The sequence below is a fragment of the Pseudolysinimonas sp. genome, from assembly GCF_049651805.1.
Classification (GTDB): Bacteria; Actinomycetota; Actinomycetes; order Actinomycetales; family Microbacteriaceae; genus Pseudolysinimonas_A.
Genome location: NZ_JBASCU010000039.1, coordinates 1 through 18,421, shown reverse-complemented (window position 1 = coordinate 18,421; position 18,421 = coordinate 1). Strand labels below are relative to the sequence as shown.

Sequence of the window (18,421 nt, the reverse complement as noted above, 5' to 3'; positions counted from 1 at the left end):
ACTCATGGCATCAGGTGGTAGCGCAATCCGCGGGTCGCGCGTCGGTTCCGGCCCCATGGGCGAGCAGGACCGCGGGTATCACGCCGACCGCATCTCGATCTCGTACTGGGATGCCGCCGGCAATGAGACCGTGCGGCACTTCGCGGCGAACCTGCCCGAGGACGAGATTCCCGACACCATCGACAGCCCGCAGACCGGCCTGCCCGCCGGGCGCGACAAAGAGAACCCGCCGCAGCTGGCCAAGACCGAGCCGTACAAGACACACCTCGCGTACGTGAAAGAGCGTCGCAGTGACACGGAGGCCGCGCAGCTTCTCGACGAAGCTCTCGACCAGCTCCGCGCGCGGCGCGGTGGCGCTACCGCCTAGCTTTCGTCTTTCGCGGTCCAGTACCGCTCCCGGTCGATAAGGCCTTCGGGAACCTCGGCGGCAGCATCCTGATCGACGAAGAAGACCGTACGCTTGCGTCCACGCACCCCGGCCACGGGCACGGACGCGACGTTCGCGTCGGCGAGGGCCAGCCCGAGAGCACCCGCCTTGTCGGCACCGGCGAGCACCAGCCAGATGCGCTCAGAGGCGTTGATGACCGGCAGGGTCAGCGAGAGGCGTTCTGGCGGCGGTTTGGGGGATGCGGTCTCGGCCACCACCTTCTTCACCGACTCGAGCACCGTCGGGTGATCGGGAAAGAGTGAGGCGACGTGGCCGTCGGGCCCGACGCCGAGGAACGTGATGTCGAAGACAATGTCGCCGAGTTCGGCCGCGTAGGCGTCGGCGGCGTCGTCGATCGTCGCGTGCTCACCGGGAGCCGGGAACGCGTGGAGGTTCTCGGGCGGCAGCGCGAGATGGTCCAGGAGCGCCAGGTGGGCCTGCGTCTCGTTGCGATCCGCATCACCGCGCGGAAGGTACCGCTCGTCGCCCCACCAGAAGGCGACCCGCGTCCAGTCGACGCCCTCGCGTGCCGGGTTCTGCGCAACCGCGGCGAGAACGGCGATCCCGGTCGACCCGCCGGTGAGGCAGACGTCGATCGTCTCGTGCTCGTCGAGCAGGTCGATCACCTTGGTCAAGAAGCGCGCGGCGACGCTGGCCTCCAGGCTCGCCGCATCGGGATGTACCAGTACGCGTCGTTCGCTCGTCATCGAGTAGGGCCTTCCTGCCGCACGACGTCTCCGAAGAGTTCGTCAGGATCGAGCCTACGCAACTCTTCTGCGAGGCAGTCACGCAGGCTGCGACGGGGAAGCGCGATGTCGTGGGTCGGCTGGTTCGGTTGAGTGAGCGTCGCCACGCCGCCGTCGTCGCGCGACAGCAGGATCGGCCCGGATGACCGGTCGAGCTGCACGCTGTGGATTCCGTTCGGCCCGTCGCCCGGCTTCTTGATGACGAGGTCGACCTCGACGTGCAGTTGCAGGCCAAGCCACTGGGCCAGCAACTCCGTCGACGGGGAGTCGGACGAGCCGACCACACGTACACCGGTCACGGGCTCAAACGGCGGTTGATCGAGAACCGCGGCCAGTTGGGCGCGCCACAGGGTCAACCGGGTCCAGGCGAAGTCGGTGTCGCCCGGCGTGTAGTGGGTGCCGAGTCGCCCGAGCGCAGCGACGGGGTCGGCGGCTGCGGCGGCATCGGTGATCCGCCGGGTGCCGATGCGGCCGAGCGGCGACTCGGAGGGGTTCTCCGGCGCCTCACCTGGCCACCAGACCACGACGGGCGCGTCGGGGAGGAGAAGCCCGGTCACGAGGCTCTCGGCGTCTGTGCTGGTCTCGCCGCTCGCGTGCAGCACGACGACCTCGCTCGCGCCGGCATCCCCGCCCACGCGGATCTCGGCATCCAAGCGGGTTTCGGCGTCGCGGGTCGTGCTCAGCACGATGACCCGCATCGGGTGCTCTCGCGACGCGTCGTTCGCCGCCTCGATCGCCGCTTCGTCGGTGCGCCCCGCACTGGAGATGACGAGGGTGAGCACTCGGCCGAGCGCGACCGCGCCGCCTTCTTCGCGCACCTTGACGAGAGCCTTCGAGACCGCGCTGACGGTGGTGTCGGGCAGATCGACGATCACGGCCGCCTCCAGGTGTGTCCGTGGCGCGCGAGTAGCGTGTCAGCCGAGGCGGGACCCCAAGTGCCCGGGCGGTATTGCTCGAGCGGGCCGCCCTGTTCGGCCCAATACTCCTCGATCGGGTCGAGGATCTTCCACGACAGCTCGACCTCTTCGTGCCGCGGGAAAAGCGGTGGATCGCCGAGCAGCACGTCGAGGATGAGCCGTTCGTAGGCCTCGGGGCTGGCTTCGGTGAAGGCGTGGCCGTAGCCGAAGTCCATCGTGACGTCGCGCACCTGCATGCCGGCTCCTGGCACCTTCGAGCCGAACCTGATCGTGACGCCCTCATCGGGCTGCACCCGGATCACCAGCGCGTTCTGGCCGAGCGCCGAGGTCTGGCTTTCGGCGAACAGGTACTGGGGAGCTCGCTTGAAGACAACCGCGATCTCGGTGACGCGCCGGCCGAGCCGTTTGCCGGCACGGAGGTAGAACGGAACGCCGGACCAGCGCCGGGTGTTGACGTCGAGGCGCAGGGCGGCGTAGGTCTCGGTCTGCGAGGTGGGGCTCATCCCGTCTTCCTCAAGGAAGCCCAGCACCCGCTCACCGCCCTGCCATCCGCCGGCATACTGCCCGCGCGCGCTCACCAGGGAGAGGTCCTTCGGCAGCTTGACGGCCGAGAGCACCTTCTCCTTCTCAGTGCGGAGATCGGCGGCGTCGAACGAGACCGGCTCCTCCATGGCGGTGAGGGCGAAGAGCTGCAGGAGGTGATTCTGGATGACGTCGCGGGCGGCGCCGATGCCGTCGTAGTACCCGGCCCGACCGCCGACGCCGATGTCTTCGGCCATCGTGATCTGCACGTGGTCGACGTAGCGTTCGTTCCAGATGGGTTCGTAGAGCTGGTTGGCGAACCGCAGCGCAAGGATGTTCTGCACCGTCTCTTTGCCGAGATAGTGATCGATGCGAAAGACGCTGTCGGGCGGGAAGACGCTCTCGACGACATCGTTGAGTTCACGCGCAGTGGTCAGGTCGGAGCCGAACGGCTTCTCGATGACGACCCGGCGCCAGGTGCCGTTCTTCTGCTCCGCGAGACCCGAGCGCCGCAACTGCTCGGTCACGAGCGGGAAGGACTTCGGCGGAATCGACAGGTAGAACGCGTGGTTGCCCATCGTTCCACGGTCGGCGTCGAGAGCTGCGAGCGTCTCGGTCAGGCGGTCGAACGCGGCGGCGTCGTCGAACTCACCGACGATGAATCGGATGCCCTGGCGCAGTTGCGCCCATACCGCCTCGTCGAACGGGGTTCGGGCGTACTGCTTCACGGCCTCGAGAACGACCTGCTCGAAGTCTTCGTCGCTCCACTCGCGGCGGGCGAACCCGACGAGACCGAACCCGGGAGGCAACAACCCGCGGTTGGCCAGATCGTAGACGGCGGGCATGAGCTTCTTGCGCGACAGGTCACCCGTCACGCCGAAGATCACCAGGGCGCTCGGCCCTGCGATGCGGTTGAGGCGGCGGTCGGCGGCAACGCGCAGCGGGTTGGAGTCCGCGGAGATCGGTACGGTCATCGCGTCGCGAACTCCCGCAGCCTCTCTGAGTCGCTTCGGAAGTCGCCGAGGGTGAGAGTGAGCACCGGTCGTCCCTGGTCGGCGAGCACGCTCGCGTCGCCGGCGGCCTGAGCTCTGATGAGTTGGCCGAACGTGAAGGGCCGGTCGGGGATCTCGAGGTCTGACGCGCCCGCGCCGAGAACCTGCAGGAAGACACCGAACGCGGGGCCGCCCTTGTGGTACTGGCCCGTGGAGTGCAGGAAGCGCGGACCCCAGCCGAAGGTCACCGGGCGACCCGTCTTTGCTGCAAGAAGCCCCCGCAGCTCTTCGAGTTCCGGATGCGCGATGCGATCGAGATAGACCTGCACCGAAAGGTAGCCATCATCGGGGATCATCGTGAGCAGGGAGTCGAGCGCGGCATCCACGGTCTGCTCCGCCGGAAGCGGGAAACCTGCCGCGCCGACGCCGATCGTGCCGTCGGTAAAGGCCGGTGGAGCGGGTGGCGTCAGGTCGTCGATCAGGGCCCGGGCGGCGATCTTCGCCGACTCGACGTCGGGCTGGTCGAACGGGTTGATGCCGAGGATGCGCCCCGCGACGACCGTCGCGTACTCCCAGGTGAGCAGCTGCGCACCGAGGCTGCCCGCGATCTCTACTTCGCCGTCGGCGACCTCATGCGTCGCGCGGGCATCCTTCACGAGGCGGATGACCTGGAGGTCGGGAAGGTCGAGGTCGAGTTCCGGGGCGTCGAGTTCGAGCACGACGGGGAGCAGGCCCTTGCCCTCCTTGCCGGTGGATTCGGCGATGAGCTGTTCGGCCCAGTCGGCGAACCCGACGATGTGCGTGCCGTCGGCGACGATCCCGATCTTGTCCTTCAGCGGGCGGGTCCCCGCCAGAACCGCCCCGAGCACCAGGCCGGGGTTGTCTTCGGAGTCCAGCGCGAGAGAGTAGCTGGCGGCCCCGGCCTCGTCGAGCAACTGCCCGACGTCGACCCCCGCGAGCCCACAGGGCACGAGCCCGAAGGCGGTCAGCGCCGAGTAGCGACCCCCGACGTTCGGGTCGGCATTGAAGACGCGATACCCGTCGGCACGAGCCGAAACGTCGAGCGGCGAGCCCGGGTCGGTGACGATGACGATGCGCTCGATGGGGTCGATGCCGACCGCCCGGAACGCCGCGGCGAACGTGCGCTTGTGGCTGTCGGTCTCGACCGTCGAACCCGACTTCGACGAGACGACGACGACGGCCGACTCAAGTGGCCCCGCGAGGGCGCCCTGCACCTGCTCGGGATGGGTCGAGTCGAGCACGACGAGTTCAGCGCCATAGGTCTTCGTGATGACCTCGGGGGCGAGCGACGAGCCGCCCATCCCGCAGAGCACCACGCGATGAACGCCCTTCGCGGCGAGATCCTCGCGCAACGCCTCGATGTCGTCGATCAGCCCACGCGAGACCGCGACGGCCTCGGTCCAACCGAGTCGGACGGCGGCTTCTGCTTCGGCGGCAGAGCCCCACAGGGTCGGGTCCTGCGCGGTGATCGCACCGGCGACGCCGTCGGACACCAGCTGCGGCACGACCCGCTCGATCGCTGCGGCGGCGGCGCCGGTGGCCGCGATCGTGACCGTCACTGCGTCGCCCCGGGACGCGCGGCCTCGAGTGCCGCGGTCACGGTGTCGAGCAGCTCGTTCCAGGAGACGATGAACTTCTCGACGCCCTCCTTCTCGAGCAGCGCGGTCACATCGTCGTAGTCGACACCGACGGCAGCGAGGTCGTCGAGCACCTTCTGAGCTTCGGCGTACGAGCCGGTGACCGCGTCGCCGTGCAGGGGAGCGTGGTCGAAGGTCGCCTCGAGGGTCTTCTCGGGCATCGTGTTGACGACGCCGGAGACAGCGAGCTCGGTGACATAGAGGGTGTCGGGCAGCGCCGGATCTTTGACGCCGGTGGAGGCCCAGAGCGGACGCTGGGGGTTGGCGCCCGCGGCGAGCAGGCCTTTCGCCCGATCGGTCGCGAACTCCTGCTCGAACAACTGATAGGCGAGCTGCGCATTCGCGATGCCGCCCTTGCTCTTCAACGCGAGCGCTTCGGGGGTGCCGATGGCTTCGAGGCGCTTGTCGATCTCGGTGTCGACGCGCGACACGAAGAACGACGCCACCGAGTGGATCGTCGAGATGTCGCGCCCCGCCGCCTGCGCCTTCTCGAGGCCCGAGAGGTAGGCATCGATGACGGCCTTGTGCCGGTCGAGGCTGAAGATCAGAGTGACGTTGACGCTGATCCCTGCCGCGATGGTCTCGGTGATCGCCTCGAGGCCCTCGACCGTCGCGGGGATCTTGATCATCGCGTTCGGCTTGGCGACCTTGGCCCAGAGCTGCTGCGCCTGTGCGATCGTGCCGGCCGCGTCGTGCGCGAGTCCGGGTTCGACCTCGATCGACACTCGGCCATCGAGTCCGCCGGAACGCGCGTACACCGGCGCGAAGATCTCGGATGCCGCGGCGACGTCATCGGTCGTGATCTCGAAGACGGCGTCGGCGACCGAAGTGCCCGACTTCGCGAGCGCGGTCACCTGCTCGTCGTACGCGTTGCCCTTCGCGAGTGCGCCGGCGAAGATCGTCGGGTTCGTCGTGATGCCGACGACATCCCGTTCGGCGATGAGGCGCTGGAGGTTGCCCGACGCGATGCGCTCGCGGGAGAGGTCGTCGAGCCAGATGCTGACGCCGAGGGCGGAGAGCTGCTGTGTGGTGGTGGTCATGGGAGATGCCTCTCAGCTCGCCGCAGCGAGCGATTCCTTTGCGGCCGCGACGACGGCCTCGGTGGTGATCCCGAACTCGCGGTACAGGGTCTTGTAGTCGGCGGATGCGCCGAAGTGTTCGATCGAGACGCTGCGACCGGCGTCGCCGACGTAAGGCAGCCAGGTGAGGCCGAGCCCCGCCTCGACGGAGACCCGGGCGCGCACCGCGGCGGGCAGAACCGACTCGCGGTAGGCGTCATCTTGCTCGGCGAACCACTCCTGACACGGCACCGACACGACACGTGCCGCGACTCCCGCGGCCTCGAGCTGTTCAGCCGCCTCGACGGCGAACTGCACCTCAGACCCCGATCCCATCAGGATGACGTCGGGTGTGGGCTTGGACGCTTCGACGAGCACATACGCACCCTGGGCGACGCCCTCCGCGCTGGCGACCTTCGAGCGGTCGAAGACCGGAAGGTTCTGCCGGCTCAACGCGATGCCCGCCGGTCCGGTGCGGCGCTCGAGCATCGTCTTCCACGCCCAGGCGACCTCGTTGGCGTCGGCGGGGCGCACGACATCCAGGCCCGGAATGGCGCGCAGAGTCGTGAGCTGCTCGATCGGCTGGTGCGTCGGGCCGTCTTCGCCGAGTGCGACCGAGTCGTGCGTCCAGACGAAGATCGACGGCGCCTTCATGAGGGCCGCAAGGCGCACGGCGGGGCGCATGTAGTCGCTGAAGATGAGGAAGGTGCCGCCGAACGGGCGGGTGTTGCCGTGCAGCACGATGCCATTGAGGATCGAGGCCATCGCGTGTTCGCGGATGCCGAAGTGCAACACACGGCCGTAGGGTTCGCCGGCCCACTCGCGGGTCGAGTGCTCGCTCGGGATGAACGACCGCGCGCCCTCGATCGTGGTGTTGTTCGACTCCGCCAGGTCGGCCGAGCCGCCCCACAGCTCCGGGATGACCGCGCCGAGCGCCGACAGCACCTTGCCGCTCGCGGCGCGGGTCGACAGCTCCTTGTCGGCGGGAAAGACCGGGAGGGCCTCCCCGACGCCGTCGGGAAGCGCACCGGTCAGGATGCGGTCGAGCAGCTGCTTGCGTTCCGGATTCGCGGCGGCCCAGGCGTCGAAGCCCTTTTGCCACTCGGCGTGTTCGGCGGCCCCGCGATCGAGGGCCGTGCGGGTGTGGGCGAGGACCTCGTCGGCGACGTCGAAGTTCTTCTCGGGATCGAATCCCAGCACCGCTTTGGTGGCCGCGAGCTCTTCCGCACCGAGCGCGGAGCCGTGGATCTTGCCGGTGTTCTGCTTCTTCGGCGCGGGCCACCCGATGATCGTCTTCAGGATGATGATGCTCGGCTTGCCGAGCTCGGCCTTCGCCGCCTCGACCGCGCGGTGCAGTTCGTGCACGTCTTCGAGGTACTCGCCGGTCTTCTTCCAGTCGACCGTCTGCACGTGCCAGCCGTACGAGGCGTACCGTGCCGCGACATCCTCGGTGAAAGCGATGTCGGTGTCGTCTTCGATGGAGATCTGGTTCGCGTCGTAGATGACGACGAGGTTGCCGAGCTGTTGGTGGCCGGCGAGGGAGGATGCCTCGCTCGTCACGCCCTCCTGAAGATCGCCGTCGGAGGCGATGACATACACGAAGTGGTCGAACGGGCTCGTGCCGGCCGCGGCGTCGGGATCGAAGAGTCCGCGCTCGAAGCGCGACGCGTAGGCGAACCCCACGGCGGAGGCGAGACCTTGGCCGAGGGGGCCGGTCGTGATCTCGACGCCGTCGGTGTGGCCGTACTCCGGGTGTCCGGGGGTCTTCGAGCCCCAGGTGCGCAGGGCCTTCAGGTCGTCGAGCTCGAGGCCGTAGCCGCCCAGGTAGAGCTGCACGTACTGGGTGAGCGAGGAGTGGCCCGCCGAGAGGATGAAGCGGTCGCGCCCGAGCCACTCGTTGTCGGCCGGGTCACGGCGCATGACCTTCTGGAACAGCAGGTAGGCGGCGGGGGCGAGGCTCATCGCCGTTCCGGGATGCCCGTTGCCGACCTTTTCGACGGCGTCGGCCGCGAGGATCCGAGCGGTATCGACGGCACGAGCGTCGATGTCATCCCAAGAGAGTTCTGGCACGGAAAAGGAGCCTTTCGCAGAGGGGAACAGTCCGGGTGGCAGGGACCGAACTCCAGCATACCGAGGCCGCATCCTGGGTCCGCGCGCGGCGTAAGTGTGCGAAACACGGTCGAATAGACTGGCCGGGAGCAACGAGCGATCCGAGGAGCCATGCACGGAGCTGTCGACAGCCCGGTCGAGACCCCCCGGGGGGTGCGGATCGGCACCTGGCGCAAGGTGAAGGCGTACGTCGCACTCACGAAGCCGCGCGTCATCGAGCTGTTGCTTGTGACGACGGCGCCGGTGATGATCCTCGCGGCCCGCGGCATCCCGGATCTGTGGCTCGTGCTCGCGACCCTGGTTGGCGGCGCCTTCTCGGCCGCTTCGGCGAACGCCTTCAACTGCTACATCGATCGCGACATCGACAAGGTGATGAAGCGCACGAGCAAGCGGCCGCTCGTCACGGGCGAGTTGAGCCCGCGCGAAGCGCTCTTCTTCGCATTCGTCACCGGAATCGCGTCGGTCGTCTTCCTCTGGGTGTTCACGACCTGGCTGGCCGCGGTGCTCTCGCTCGTCGCGATCCTCTACTACGTGTTCGTCTACACGCTGCTGCTCAAGCGCCGCACCCCGCAGAACATCGTGTGGGGCGGTGCGGCCGGGTGCATGCCGGTGCTGATCGGCTGGGCGGCGGTCACCGGATCGCTGTCCTGGGAGCCCGTCATCCTGTTCGCCGTCGTCTTCCTCTGGACGCCTCCCCACTACTGGCCGCTCTCGATGCGCTATCAGGATGACTACGCAGCCGTATCGGTGCCGATGCTCGCGGTGGTTCGTGGACAGTCCGCCGTCGGGCTGCAGGTCGTGCTCTACGCCTGGGCGACCGTGGTCTGCTCGCTGCTGCTCGTGCCGGTCGCGCCGATGGGCGTGCTCTATGCCGTCACGGCGGCCGTCTCGGGCACCTGGTTCGTCGTCGAGTCGCATCGCCTCTACGCCGCGGCGATTCGCGGCGAAGAGCTCAGGCCGATGCGCGTCTTCCACGCGTCGATCACCTACCTGACGCTCGTCTTCGTCGCCGTCGGCCTCGACCCGCTGCTTTACCTGCCGATCCCGTTCTGATGAGGGTGACAACACCGCTCGGTTGGGCGGCCGACCGTTGGACGCTGGGGCCGCGCGCGTTGCGGTGGGGCACTACTGCGTCCCTCGTCACGAGTGTTCTCATCGTGCTCGGCGGGGTCGTGGTTCGCGTGACGGGCTCGGGGATGGGCTGCCCGACGTGGCCGACGTGCGACGGCACGAATGTCATCCAGCTCGTGCCCGACAGCATCCACCTGCTGATCGAACAGACGAACCGGCTCGTGACGGGACTGCTCATCATTGCTGTGGGCTGGGCCATCGTCGCCGCGCGACTCCAACGTCCGCGCGACCGGATGCTGACCCGCCTCGCGTGGTCGATGTTCTGGCTCGTGCTCGCCAACGCGATCGCCGGTGGCGTCACGGTGTGGGTGCGCCTGAACCCGTGGGTGGTCGCCGTGCACTTCGTGCTCGCGATGGGGCTACTCGCCTGTGCGACCTTCACCTGGCACCGGGCACGCTGGACCGGGGGAGCGGGACCGCGGCCGTCGGCGGGCTCGCGCGCCGTCGCCTGGGCGCTCGTGTTCGTGACCGGCGCGGTGGTCGCCACGGGAACCCTGGTCACCGGCTCTGGACCGCACGCGGGCGACGCGATCGAGGTTCCGCGGATGGGCTTCGACTGGAATATCGTCGTCGTCGTACACGGTGTCGCTGCCGTCAGCGTGCTCGCTCTCGCGGTCGCGCTCGCCTTCCGTCTCCGTGCTGAGGACGGCGGCACGCTTGCGCTGCGCCGGGTCGGCGTGTTCCTGCTCGTGTTGTTCGTGCAGCTCGCACTGGGCACGACGCAGTCGCTCCTCGGGATTCCCGAGGTGCTCGTGGTACTCCACGTCACCCTCGCCGCCTTGGTGTGGATCGGAGCGTTGCGCGTGTTGCTCGACACCGATCCGCGCCTATGGTCGGTGCGCGAGCACCAGCTGGTGGCCCAACTCGAACCCGTCAGGGCTCCCGACGATGAACGGGCACACCCTGTAGACTGACGGGGCTACGAGCACCGATGCTGCTGCCCCAGCGCCCCGGATCGCCGGGGCCCCGAGATTCTCGGGCATCGGAATGCTGACACGAGCGGAATGGTTCGCTTCAGCAGGAAAAGAGGCTCATCACCATGTCAGACGTGCTTATCGACCGTCCGGAGCTGAACGACCTCGGAAAATACGAGTTCGGCTGGTCCGACTCCGACGCCGCCGGCGCCTCAGCCCGACGCGGCGTCTCCGACGAGGTGGTCGCCGACATCTCGCGGCTCAAGAGCGAACCCGAGTGGATGCTCAAGAATCGCCTCAAGGCGCTCAAGATCTTCGGCATGAAGCCGATGCCGACGTGGGGCGCCGACCTGTCGGGCATCGACTTCGACAACATCAAGTACTTCGTGCGCTCCACCGAGAAGCAGGCCCAGACTTGGGAAGATCTGCCCGACGACATCAAGAACACCTACGAGAAGCTCGGCATCCCTGAAGCGGAGCGTTCGCGCCTCGTCTCCGGCGTCGCCGCGCAGTACGAGTCGGAGGTCGTCTTCCACTCGATCCAGAAGGATCTCGAAGACCAGGGCGTGCTCTTCCTCGACACCGACACGGCGCTCAAGGAGCACCCGGAGATCTTCCAGGAGTACTTCGGCACCGTCATCCCGTCCGGCGACAACAAGTTCGCCGCGCTGAACACCGCGGTGTGGTCGGGCGGATCGTTCGTCTACGTGCCGAAGGGCGTGCACGTCGAGATCCCGCTGCAGGCCTACTTCCGCATCAACACCGAGAACATGGGCCAGTTCGAGCGCACGCTGATCATCGCCGACGAGGGCTCGTACGTGCATTACATCGAGGGCTGCACCGCCCCGATCTACAAGTCCGACTCGCTGCACTCGGCGGTCGTCGAGATCATCGTCAAGAAGAACGCCCGCGTTCGGTACACGACGATCCAGAACTGGTCGAACAACGTCTACAACCTCGTCACCAAGCGTGCGATTGCGCACGAGGGCGCGACGATGGAGTGGATCGACGGCAACATCGGCTCCAAGGTGACGATGAAGTACCCGTCGATTTACCTGGTGGGGGAGCACGCCAAGGGCGAGACCCTGTCGGTCGCGTTCGCCGGCCCGGGGCAGCATCAGGATGCCGGCGCCAAGATGATCCACCTCGCCCCGTACACGACGTCCTCGATCGTCTCGAAGTCGATCGCGCGCGGCGGCGGTCGTGCGGGATACCGCGGCGAGGTGCGGGTGGGCGAAAACGCCCACCACTCGGCAAACACGGTGCGCTGTGACGCCCTGCTCGTCGACTCGATCTCGCGCAGCGACACCTACCCCGCGATCGACATCCGCGTCGACGACGTGCAACTCGGTCACGAGGCGACCGTCTCCCGGGTCTCGGAAGAGCAGCTCTTCTATCTGATGTCCCGCGGCATGGCCGAAGACGAGGCGATGGCGATGATCGTGCGCGGGTTCATCGAGCCGATCGCACGCGAACTCCCGATGGAGTACGCCCTCGAACTCAACAAGCTCATCGAGATGAGCATGGAAGGCAGTGTCGGCTAGTGGCCGCAGCTACCGAGGCCGCTGAGCGGCTGGGAATCGTTGCGCACAGCGATGGACCCTTCGTTCCCGTTCAGACGCGTTCAGAACGGTTCGCATCCACCGACCACGAAGCGCATCCGACGGTCGAGGCCTGGCAGGCGGAGTGGAAGCTCACCCCGGTCGACCGCATCCGTGACCTGATCGACGACAAGCTCGATGGCTCGCCCTACCCGATCCAGTATCCGGATATCGCGGGCACGACCGTCGAGTGGATCGACCGCGCGGATTCGCGCATCGGATCGGCGGGAATCCCCGAGGAGCGGGCCTCCGCAAACGGGTGGAGCAGCTTCGAGAAGGCCCTGCGGATCGGCATCGAGGGGGAGCCGGACGCCCTGACGGTGACCCGTGCCGCGATGGGCGAGGCACCGCGCGCTGCCCATGTGCTCGTCGAGGCGGCACCGCACTCGAAGGGCCTGGTCGTGCTCGACAGTCGCGGGCCGGCGGCGCTCAGCGAGAACGTCGAGATCGTCGTCGGTGAAGGCGCCCAACTCACCCTCGTCAGCCTGCAGGAATGGGATGACGACGCCCGCCACCTCGCGAGCCATTTCGCGACGATCGCCAAAGACGCGAAGCTCACGCACATCGTCGTGTCGCTCGGCGGTGCGATCGTACGGGTCAACCCGTCGGCGCACCTCGCCGGCGAGGGGTCAGACGCCGAACTGTTCGGCGTCTACTTCGCGGATGCCGGACAGCATCTCGAGCAGCGCGTGTACGTGCATCATGACGCGCCGCACACCCGCAGCCGCGTCACCTACAAGGGCGCCCTCAACGGAGACGGGGCACGTACGGTGTGGGTCGGCGACGTGCTGATCGGCCCTCGCGCGACCGGCACCGACACTTACGAGCAGAACCGCAACCTCGTGCTCTCGGAAGGGACGCGGGCCGACAGCATCCCGAATCTCGAGATCCAGACGGGTGACATCGTCGGCGCCGGCCACGCGAGTGCCACCGGCCGATTCGACGACGAGCACCTCTTCTATCTCCAGTCGCGCGGCATCCCCGAAGCCGAGGCCCGCCGCCTGGTGGTGCTCGGCTTCCTCATCGAGATCGTGCAGCACATCCCCGAGCCGGTCTTGCAGGCTCGGCTCGTCGCCGCGCTCGTTGCCGAGTTGGAAGGAGCGGCGTGAGCACCAAGGTCTGCGCCCTCGGCGACCTGTCCGTCTCCACCGCGAAGAAGGTCGTCGTCGACGGCACCCCGATCGCGGTCGTGATGGATTCCGCCGGCGAGGTACACGCGCTCGGCGACACCTGCACGCACGGAGACATCTCCCTCTCGGAGGGGTTCGTCGAAGACGACACCCTCGAATGCTGGGCCCACGGCTCGAAGTTCGAGCTCACCTCCGGCAAGCCCCTGACCCTCCCGGCCTATGAGCCGGTTCCCGTCTTCGCCGTCGAGATCATCGACGGCGACGTCTACATCGGAGAGAAGATCTCATGAGCAGCACCCTCAAAATCACCGACCTGCACGTCTCGATCGAGGCAGACGGGGTGAAGAAGCCCATCCTCAAGGGCGTCGACCTCACCATCAGCCAGGGCGAGATCCACGCTGTCATGGGGCCCAACGGCTCGGGCAAATCGACCCTGGCGTATACGATCGCGGGTCATCCGCGCTATCAGGTCGACTCTGGGTCGATCGAACTCGACGGCGAAGACGTGTTGGCGATGAGCGTCGACGAGCGCGCGCGCGCCGGGCTGTTCCTCGCGATGCAGTACCCGGTCGAGATCCCGGGTGTGACGGTGGCCAACTTCCTCCGCACCGCCAAGACCGCGATCGACGGCGAAGCTCCCGCGATCCGCAGCTGGGGCCCGACGCTCAAGAAGGCGATGACCGACCTCAAGATGGACCCGAGCTTCGCGGCGCGCAACGTGAACGAAGGCTTCTCCGGGGGCGAGAAGAAGCGCCATGAGATCGTGCAGCTCGAACTGCTGAAGCCGCGCTTCGCGGTGCTCGACGAGACCGATTCGGGACTCGACGTCGACGCCCTCAAAGTCGTCTCGGAGGGCGTCAACCGTGCCCACGCCGACAGCGGACTCGGCATCCTGCTCATCACTCATTACACGCGCATCCTGCGCTACATCACGCCCGACTTCGTGCATGTCTTCGTCGACGGCAAGGTCGCCGAAGAGGGCGGGGCGGAACTCGCCGACCGGCTCGAGAGCGAAGGCTACGACCGCTACCTGACCGCCACGGCGTAGCCTGGTTGCGAAAGGACGAGACCATGCCCATCGCGCTCGAACCGAAGCTCTTCACCGAAGTCGAAGAGGGCCTGAAGGATGTCATCGACCCGGAACTGGGCGTCAACATCGTCGATCTCGGGCTCATCTACGACCTCACCTGGGACGACGAGAACGACGCGCTGATCATCTCGATGACACTGACTTCGGCGGGATGCCCGTTGACGGACGTCATCGAAGAGCAAGTCGCCCAGTCACTGGACGGGATCGTCGAGCGTTTTCGCATCAACTGGGTGTGGATGCCGCCGTGGGGGCCGGAGCGCATCACCGACGACGGCCGGGACATGATGCGCGCGCTCGGTTTCAGCATCTGACGACATCTGACCCGCCACCGACCGGGCGTTCTGCCCCCAGTTCTGAGGGCCCCCCTGACGGGGTAACGCGCGCGCCGGCGCGCACGGCTAGCCTGAGACCGTGTCAGGGGGAGGCCGGACCGCAGCAGGTCCCCGAAAGCGCGGACGGGTCGCGTCGGGGATCCTCTCTGCCCAGTTGCTGATCTCCGGCCCACTGCTCGTCGTCATCATCGCGCTGCTCTTCGTCGACGTCGAGGTCTACACCTCGCCCATCGTCTTCGGGATGGTCGCCGTCTTCTTCGCGCTCACCGCGGTCGCGGCGCTCGTGCCGTGGGACTCGATTCCGCGTCGCTGGGGGGCGCTCCTGCCGTTTGCCAACCTCGGCGGCATCCTGGTGTTGCGGGAGTTCGATCCCAACTCGGGGATCGGGTTGCTCGTCATGCTGCCGATCATCTGGATCGCGCGCACGTTCGGGGCGGTTCTCACGATCGCCGGCGTCGGCATCACGATCCTCGCGCTCTGGGTCACCCGTCTGCTGCGCGGCGAGCCGATCCTTTGGACGGACTTCGTCACGTTCATCGTCGTTCCCGTGCTTGTCTCGTTCGTCGCGGGCGCCATCTACATGTCATCGGCCCGTGGTCGCGCCCAGGCGAAACTGTTGCGTCAGCACTCGACCATGGTGCAGGACGCTCTTGAAAGGGCAAGCCGGCAAGAGGGTGTGCTCAACGAATTGCTGAACGCCGTAGACTTCGGCGTCATCGCCTTCGACCGCACGGGAACGGTGACCTTCGTCAACCGGGCCCAACGTCAATACCTGACCGATTTCGGGACCTCCGCCGACGCGGTCGTTCATCCGGTGGTCTACCAGGCCGACGGCGTGAGCCTCTACAGCGACGAAGACCGGCCGTTCACGCGAGCCCTCAGCGGTCAGGCGTTCGACAACCTGATCGTCTGGGCCGGCGAGCCTGGTGAACGACGTGCGGCTCATTCCGTCAGTTCCCGGATTCTGCATGATCGGGAAGGGCACTACGACGGCGGCGTCATCGTGCTGAACGACATCACGAAAGAGCTCGAGGCGATTCGCGCACGGGATGATCTGGTCGGCTCCGTCTCCCACGAACTCCGGTCACCGCTCACCTCGATCCTCGGCTACCTCGACTTGGCGCGCGACGACGAGACCCTCGACGCCGAGACCCGCCGCATGATCGATGTCGCCTACGCGAACTCGGAACGCCTGCTGGTGATCGTCACCGACCTGTTGCGGGCGGCCAGCGACGCCGACAAGCAGCTCTCGATGTCGTTCACGGCTGCCGACCTGGCTCAGATCGCCCGCGACTCCGTGGAAGCCCACCAGGTCATGGCCGAAGAGCGCGAGGTGGAACTGGTCATCGAGGGGGTCGAGACCGCGTTCGCCACGGTCGACCCGATGCGGATGCGGCAGGTGCTCGACAACTTGATCACCAATGCGATCAAGTACAACCGCGAATGGGGGTCGGTGACCGTCGCGATCGCCGTCGAACCCAACGCCGCGGGCGTCAGCGTCGAGGTCCGAGACACCGGCCAGGGCATCCCCGACGCCGACCTTCCCCGCATCTTCGACCGGTTCTACCGCACCAACTCCGCGAAGACGTCCACGACGGTCGGAACCGGGCTCGGGCTGAGCATCACGCGCGAGATCATCCATCGCCACGGCGGACACCTCACGGTGACCAGCGAACTCGGAATCGGGACCACCTTCCGTGTCACCGTTCCCACCGAACGTGAGTCGTCGACCGCCGCCGACGCCCGGAGCGTGGCGGCGTGAGCATCCTCGACGCCACCACGCTGTTCGTCGTGGGCGGGCTCGTCATCAGCGTCGCCGGTATCGCCTTCCTACTCGAGACGATGCTGAGGCGTAACGACGCAGTCGGACGGCTCTGGAGCGTCTTCTTCCTCAGCGCGATGTTCGCCCTGTTCGCTTACGTGGTCGTCTCGTTCCACCCGGGAGTTTGGTGGGCCGTCGCGGCGGGAAACGGGGCGTACGCCGCGGCAATCGCCTTCATCTGGTCGGGGGCCCGTCGAGCGAACGGTCGCAACGCTCTGGTCGCCGTACCCGTCGTGCTCGGCGTCGCCGTCACGATCAGCGCGCTGATTCCCGGACCGGGCGGTGGGTACTGGGCGGGGTCGTTCGAGATGTTCGCCGGGGTGGCGCTCGCCAGCCTGCTCACGGCGTTCGAATTCATGCGGGGGTACTTGCGCCGGCTTCTGGCTTCGCGGGTGATCGCCGTGCTCATCGGCGGAATGGGCCTGTACTACCTGGCGCGCGCCGTCGCCTTCGTCACGCTGGGGCCCGACGATCCCGTCTTCGACGTGTACTTCGGCACGGCCGCCTCCACCCTCATCGAGATCTCGTTCGCCGTGCTCGGCACGATCATGCTGTCGTCGGTTCAGGGCGATCGCTTCTTGCACCTCAGCGAGGACGACGTCGAGGTCGGGGCCCGGTTACGCCTCGACGGCATCCTGGATGCGAAGCAGTTCCGCGAGGTCGCGGAGACATGGCTGTTGCGCGCCGTACGCGAGCGCGCGACCCTGGTGCTGCTGTTGATCGATGTCGCCGATCTCGCCGCGATCAACACCGCATTCGGCCGCGCTGCGGGGGACGCCGCGATTCGAACGACGGGCCGGATCACTCTCACGCAGGCACCTACGGCCGCCCTCGTCGGGCAGCTATCGGTTCGCCGGTTCGCGTTACTCCTCGAGCTCCGGTCGAATGACTCCGTGACGACGATCGCAGACCGGATCGGAGAGGCGGTATTGGAGGCGATGATCGACGACCAAGATCGCTTCCGCGCCTCGACATTCCGCGGGGTCGCCACGACGCACACCAGCGGGGCTCGATATGACGATCTCCTCGCGGCGGCCGAAGATGCTCTCGCGTTGGACGCGAAGCTCGCGCACGAAAGCCAGCGCGGCGGCACGACCCACGAATCTTGACCCAACCCTGACGCGAAATTGATGAAGACCTTCCCCGGGCCCGGAAGACTGGGCGGCGGGGGACGGCAGCGCTGCGCTGCCGGATGACCCACTGGGACGGATGCATGCAGTACGAGCACATCGATGTCAATCGCTTGCGCGGGCTGACCCGAGAGCTCACCGACGACGCATCGGCCTGTGTGCGCTTCATCGAGGATTACATCAGTGCGTGGGAGCATCGCCAGGCGCGAGTCGCAACCGCCGTCGACCGGTACGTCATCGACGATGCCCTCGCGGCCCTGCTCAGCCTTTCCACGTCCAGCGCGATGTTGGGTGCTGAGGGTCTGAGCACAGCCGCCCGCGCGCTCTACGCCGAAGCCCGGCTGCTCGGCACGGTGCCGGCGCGAGGGGCGGATCGGCTCGCCCGCAAGGGCAACGCGGTCTGCGATGAGCTGCGGCACGCGACCCTCGCCTTGCGAGCGGCCTGACTCGACCGCCACCCGTCAGGCGGGCGCGTCTCCGCCGGTCATCCGATAGCCGACTCCACGCACCGTCTCGATCCACCGCGGCGTGAGCGAGTTCTCCCCGATCTTCTTGCGCAGGTTGCCCATGTGCACTTCGATGCCGCGTTTATCGGCGTCGGAGACGAAATTGCTCGTCATGTAGGCCTCGTTGCGCAGCAGGATGGCGAGGTCGGCCTTGGTACGCACCCGCCTGCCGGACTGCATGAGCGCGGCGAGCAGATCGAACTCGCTGCGCGTCAGCGGGATCTCCTGCCCATCGGCGATGGCGACCCGGGTGCCGAGGTCGATGAGGAGACCGAGATGCTCGAGGCGTTCGCCTGGCATCCCGGCAGACGGCGCGCTGGCAGCGTGGGCGGGAGC

General features: G+C 67.3%; 18 protein-coding genes. 11 read left to right on the top strand and 7 right to left on the bottom strand.

What is annotated here, in order from left to right; genetic code table 11:
• Nucleotides 1-4: 4 nt before the first annotated feature.
• Nucleotides 5-367, top strand: coding sequence for an RNA polymerase-binding protein RbpA (locus WBL06_RS10075; protein ID WP_424455864.1), 363 nt, complete (start codon nucleotides 5-7; stop codon nucleotides 365-367).
• On the opposite strand, the gene pgl is transcribed toward WBL06_RS10075, so the two are convergent.
• The 6 genes from pgl to tkt are packed head-to-tail and all read right to left on the bottom strand — an operon-like array spanning nucleotide 364 to nucleotide 8,390.
• Nucleotides 364-1,134 carry a 6-phosphogluconolactonase gene (pgl, locus tag WBL06_RS10070; RefSeq protein ID WP_424455863.1) on the bottom strand — a complete coding sequence of 257 codons (771 nt, stop codon included), beginning with the start codon at nucleotides 1,132-1,134 and terminating at the stop codon, nucleotides 364-366. The genes WBL06_RS10075 and pgl overlap by 4 nt on opposite strands.
• Nucleotides 1,131-2,048: a glucose-6-phosphate dehydrogenase assembly protein OpcA gene (locus WBL06_RS10065; RefSeq protein WP_424455862.1), complete on the bottom strand. Its 918-nt coding sequence runs from the start codon at nucleotides 2,046-2,048 to the stop codon at nucleotides 1,131-1,133. The genes pgl and WBL06_RS10065 overlap by 4 nt, the downstream gene beginning before the upstream one ends.
• Nucleotides 2,045-3,586, bottom strand: a complete 1,542-nt coding sequence (gene zwf, locus WBL06_RS10060) for a glucose-6-phosphate dehydrogenase (RefSeq protein WP_424455861.1) — start codon at nucleotides 3,584-3,586, stop codon at nucleotides 2,045-2,047. The genes WBL06_RS10065 and zwf overlap by 4 nt, the downstream gene beginning before the upstream one ends.
• Nucleotides 3,583-5,184 (bottom strand): glucose-6-phosphate isomerase, encoded by a 1,602-nt coding sequence (locus tag WBL06_RS10055; protein WP_424455860.1) that lies wholly within the window; start codon nucleotides 5,182-5,184, stop codon nucleotides 3,583-3,585. The genes zwf and WBL06_RS10055 overlap by 4 nt, the downstream gene beginning before the upstream one ends.
• The gene (gene tal / locus WBL06_RS10050) at nucleotides 5,181-6,302 is read right to left on the bottom strand and encodes a transaldolase (RefSeq protein WP_424455859.1); all 1,122 of its coding nucleotides are present in this window, start codon (nucleotides 6,300-6,302) and stop codon (nucleotides 5,181-5,183) included. The genes WBL06_RS10055 and tal overlap by 4 nt, the downstream gene beginning before the upstream one ends.
• A gap of 12 nt (nucleotides 6,303-6,314) precedes the next feature.
• Entirely contained in the window at nucleotides 6,315-8,390 is a 2,076-nt protein-coding gene (tkt, locus tag WBL06_RS10045) for a transketolase (RefSeq protein WP_424455858.1), read from the bottom strand.
• A 150-nt stretch (nucleotides 8,391-8,540) separates the two neighbouring features.
• On the opposite strand from tkt, the gene WBL06_RS10040 reads away from it, so the two are divergent.
• From WBL06_RS10040 to WBL06_RS09995, 10 genes are all read left to right on the top strand, one after another.
• Entirely contained in the window at nucleotides 8,541-9,482 is a 942-nt protein-coding gene (locus tag WBL06_RS10040; protein ID WP_424455857.1) for a heme o synthase, read from the top strand.
• The gene (locus WBL06_RS10035) at nucleotides 9,482-10,474 is read left to right on the top strand and encodes a COX15/CtaA family protein (protein WP_424455856.1); all 993 of its coding nucleotides are present in this window, start codon (nucleotides 9,482-9,484) and stop codon (nucleotides 10,472-10,474) included. Before WBL06_RS10040 ends, WBL06_RS10035 begins: the two co-directional genes overlap by 1 nt.
• Nucleotides 10,475-10,599: 125 nt before the next feature.
• Entirely contained in the window at nucleotides 10,600-12,018 is a 1,419-nt protein-coding gene (sufB, locus tag WBL06_RS10030) for a Fe-S cluster assembly protein SufB (protein ID WP_424455855.1), read from the top strand.
• A complete protein-coding gene (gene sufD / locus WBL06_RS10025; protein ID WP_424455854.1) occupies nucleotides 12,018-13,184 on the top strand; it encodes a Fe-S cluster assembly protein SufD in 1,167 nt (388 codons plus the stop codon). Before sufB ends, sufD begins: the two co-directional genes overlap by 1 nt.
• Nucleotides 13,181-13,495, top strand: coding sequence for a non-heme iron oxygenase ferredoxin subunit (locus tag WBL06_RS10020; protein WP_424455853.1), 315 nt, complete (start codon nucleotides 13,181-13,183; stop codon nucleotides 13,493-13,495). Before sufD ends, WBL06_RS10020 begins: the two co-directional genes overlap by 4 nt.
• Nucleotides 13,492-14,253, top strand: a complete 762-nt coding sequence (sufC, locus tag WBL06_RS10015) for a Fe-S cluster assembly ATPase SufC (RefSeq protein WP_424455852.1) — start codon at nucleotides 13,492-13,494, stop codon at nucleotides 14,251-14,253. The genes WBL06_RS10020 and sufC overlap by 4 nt, the downstream gene beginning before the upstream one ends.
• Before the next feature lie 23 nt (nucleotides 14,254-14,276).
• Nucleotides 14,277-14,606: a metal-sulfur cluster assembly factor gene (locus WBL06_RS10010; protein WP_424455851.1), complete on the top strand. Its 330-nt coding sequence runs from the start codon at nucleotides 14,277-14,279 to the stop codon at nucleotides 14,604-14,606.
• Nucleotides 14,607-14,706: 100 nt separating this feature from the next.
• A complete protein-coding gene (locus tag WBL06_RS10005; protein WP_424455850.1) occupies nucleotides 14,707-16,389 on the top strand; it encodes a sensor histidine kinase in 1,683 nt (560 codons plus the stop codon).
• Nucleotides 16,386-17,558 (top strand): GGDEF domain-containing protein, encoded by a 1,173-nt coding sequence (locus tag WBL06_RS10000; RefSeq protein ID WP_424455849.1) that lies wholly within the window; start codon nucleotides 16,386-16,388, stop codon nucleotides 17,556-17,558. Before WBL06_RS10005 ends, WBL06_RS10000 begins: the two co-directional genes overlap by 4 nt.
• A 104-nt stretch (nucleotides 17,559-17,662) precedes the next feature.
• On the top strand, nucleotides 17,663-18,025 hold the full coding sequence (locus WBL06_RS09995; RefSeq protein ID WP_424455848.1) for a hypothetical protein: 363 nt from the start codon (nucleotides 17,663-17,665) through the stop codon (nucleotides 18,023-18,025).
• A gap of 15 nt (nucleotides 18,026-18,040) precedes the next feature.
• Here WBL06_RS09995 and WBL06_RS09990 read toward each other — a convergent pair.
• Nucleotides 18,041-18,421, bottom strand: a 381-nt coding sequence (locus WBL06_RS09990) for a winged helix-turn-helix domain-containing protein (RefSeq protein WP_424455847.1), incomplete at its 5' end; no start/stop codon positions are given.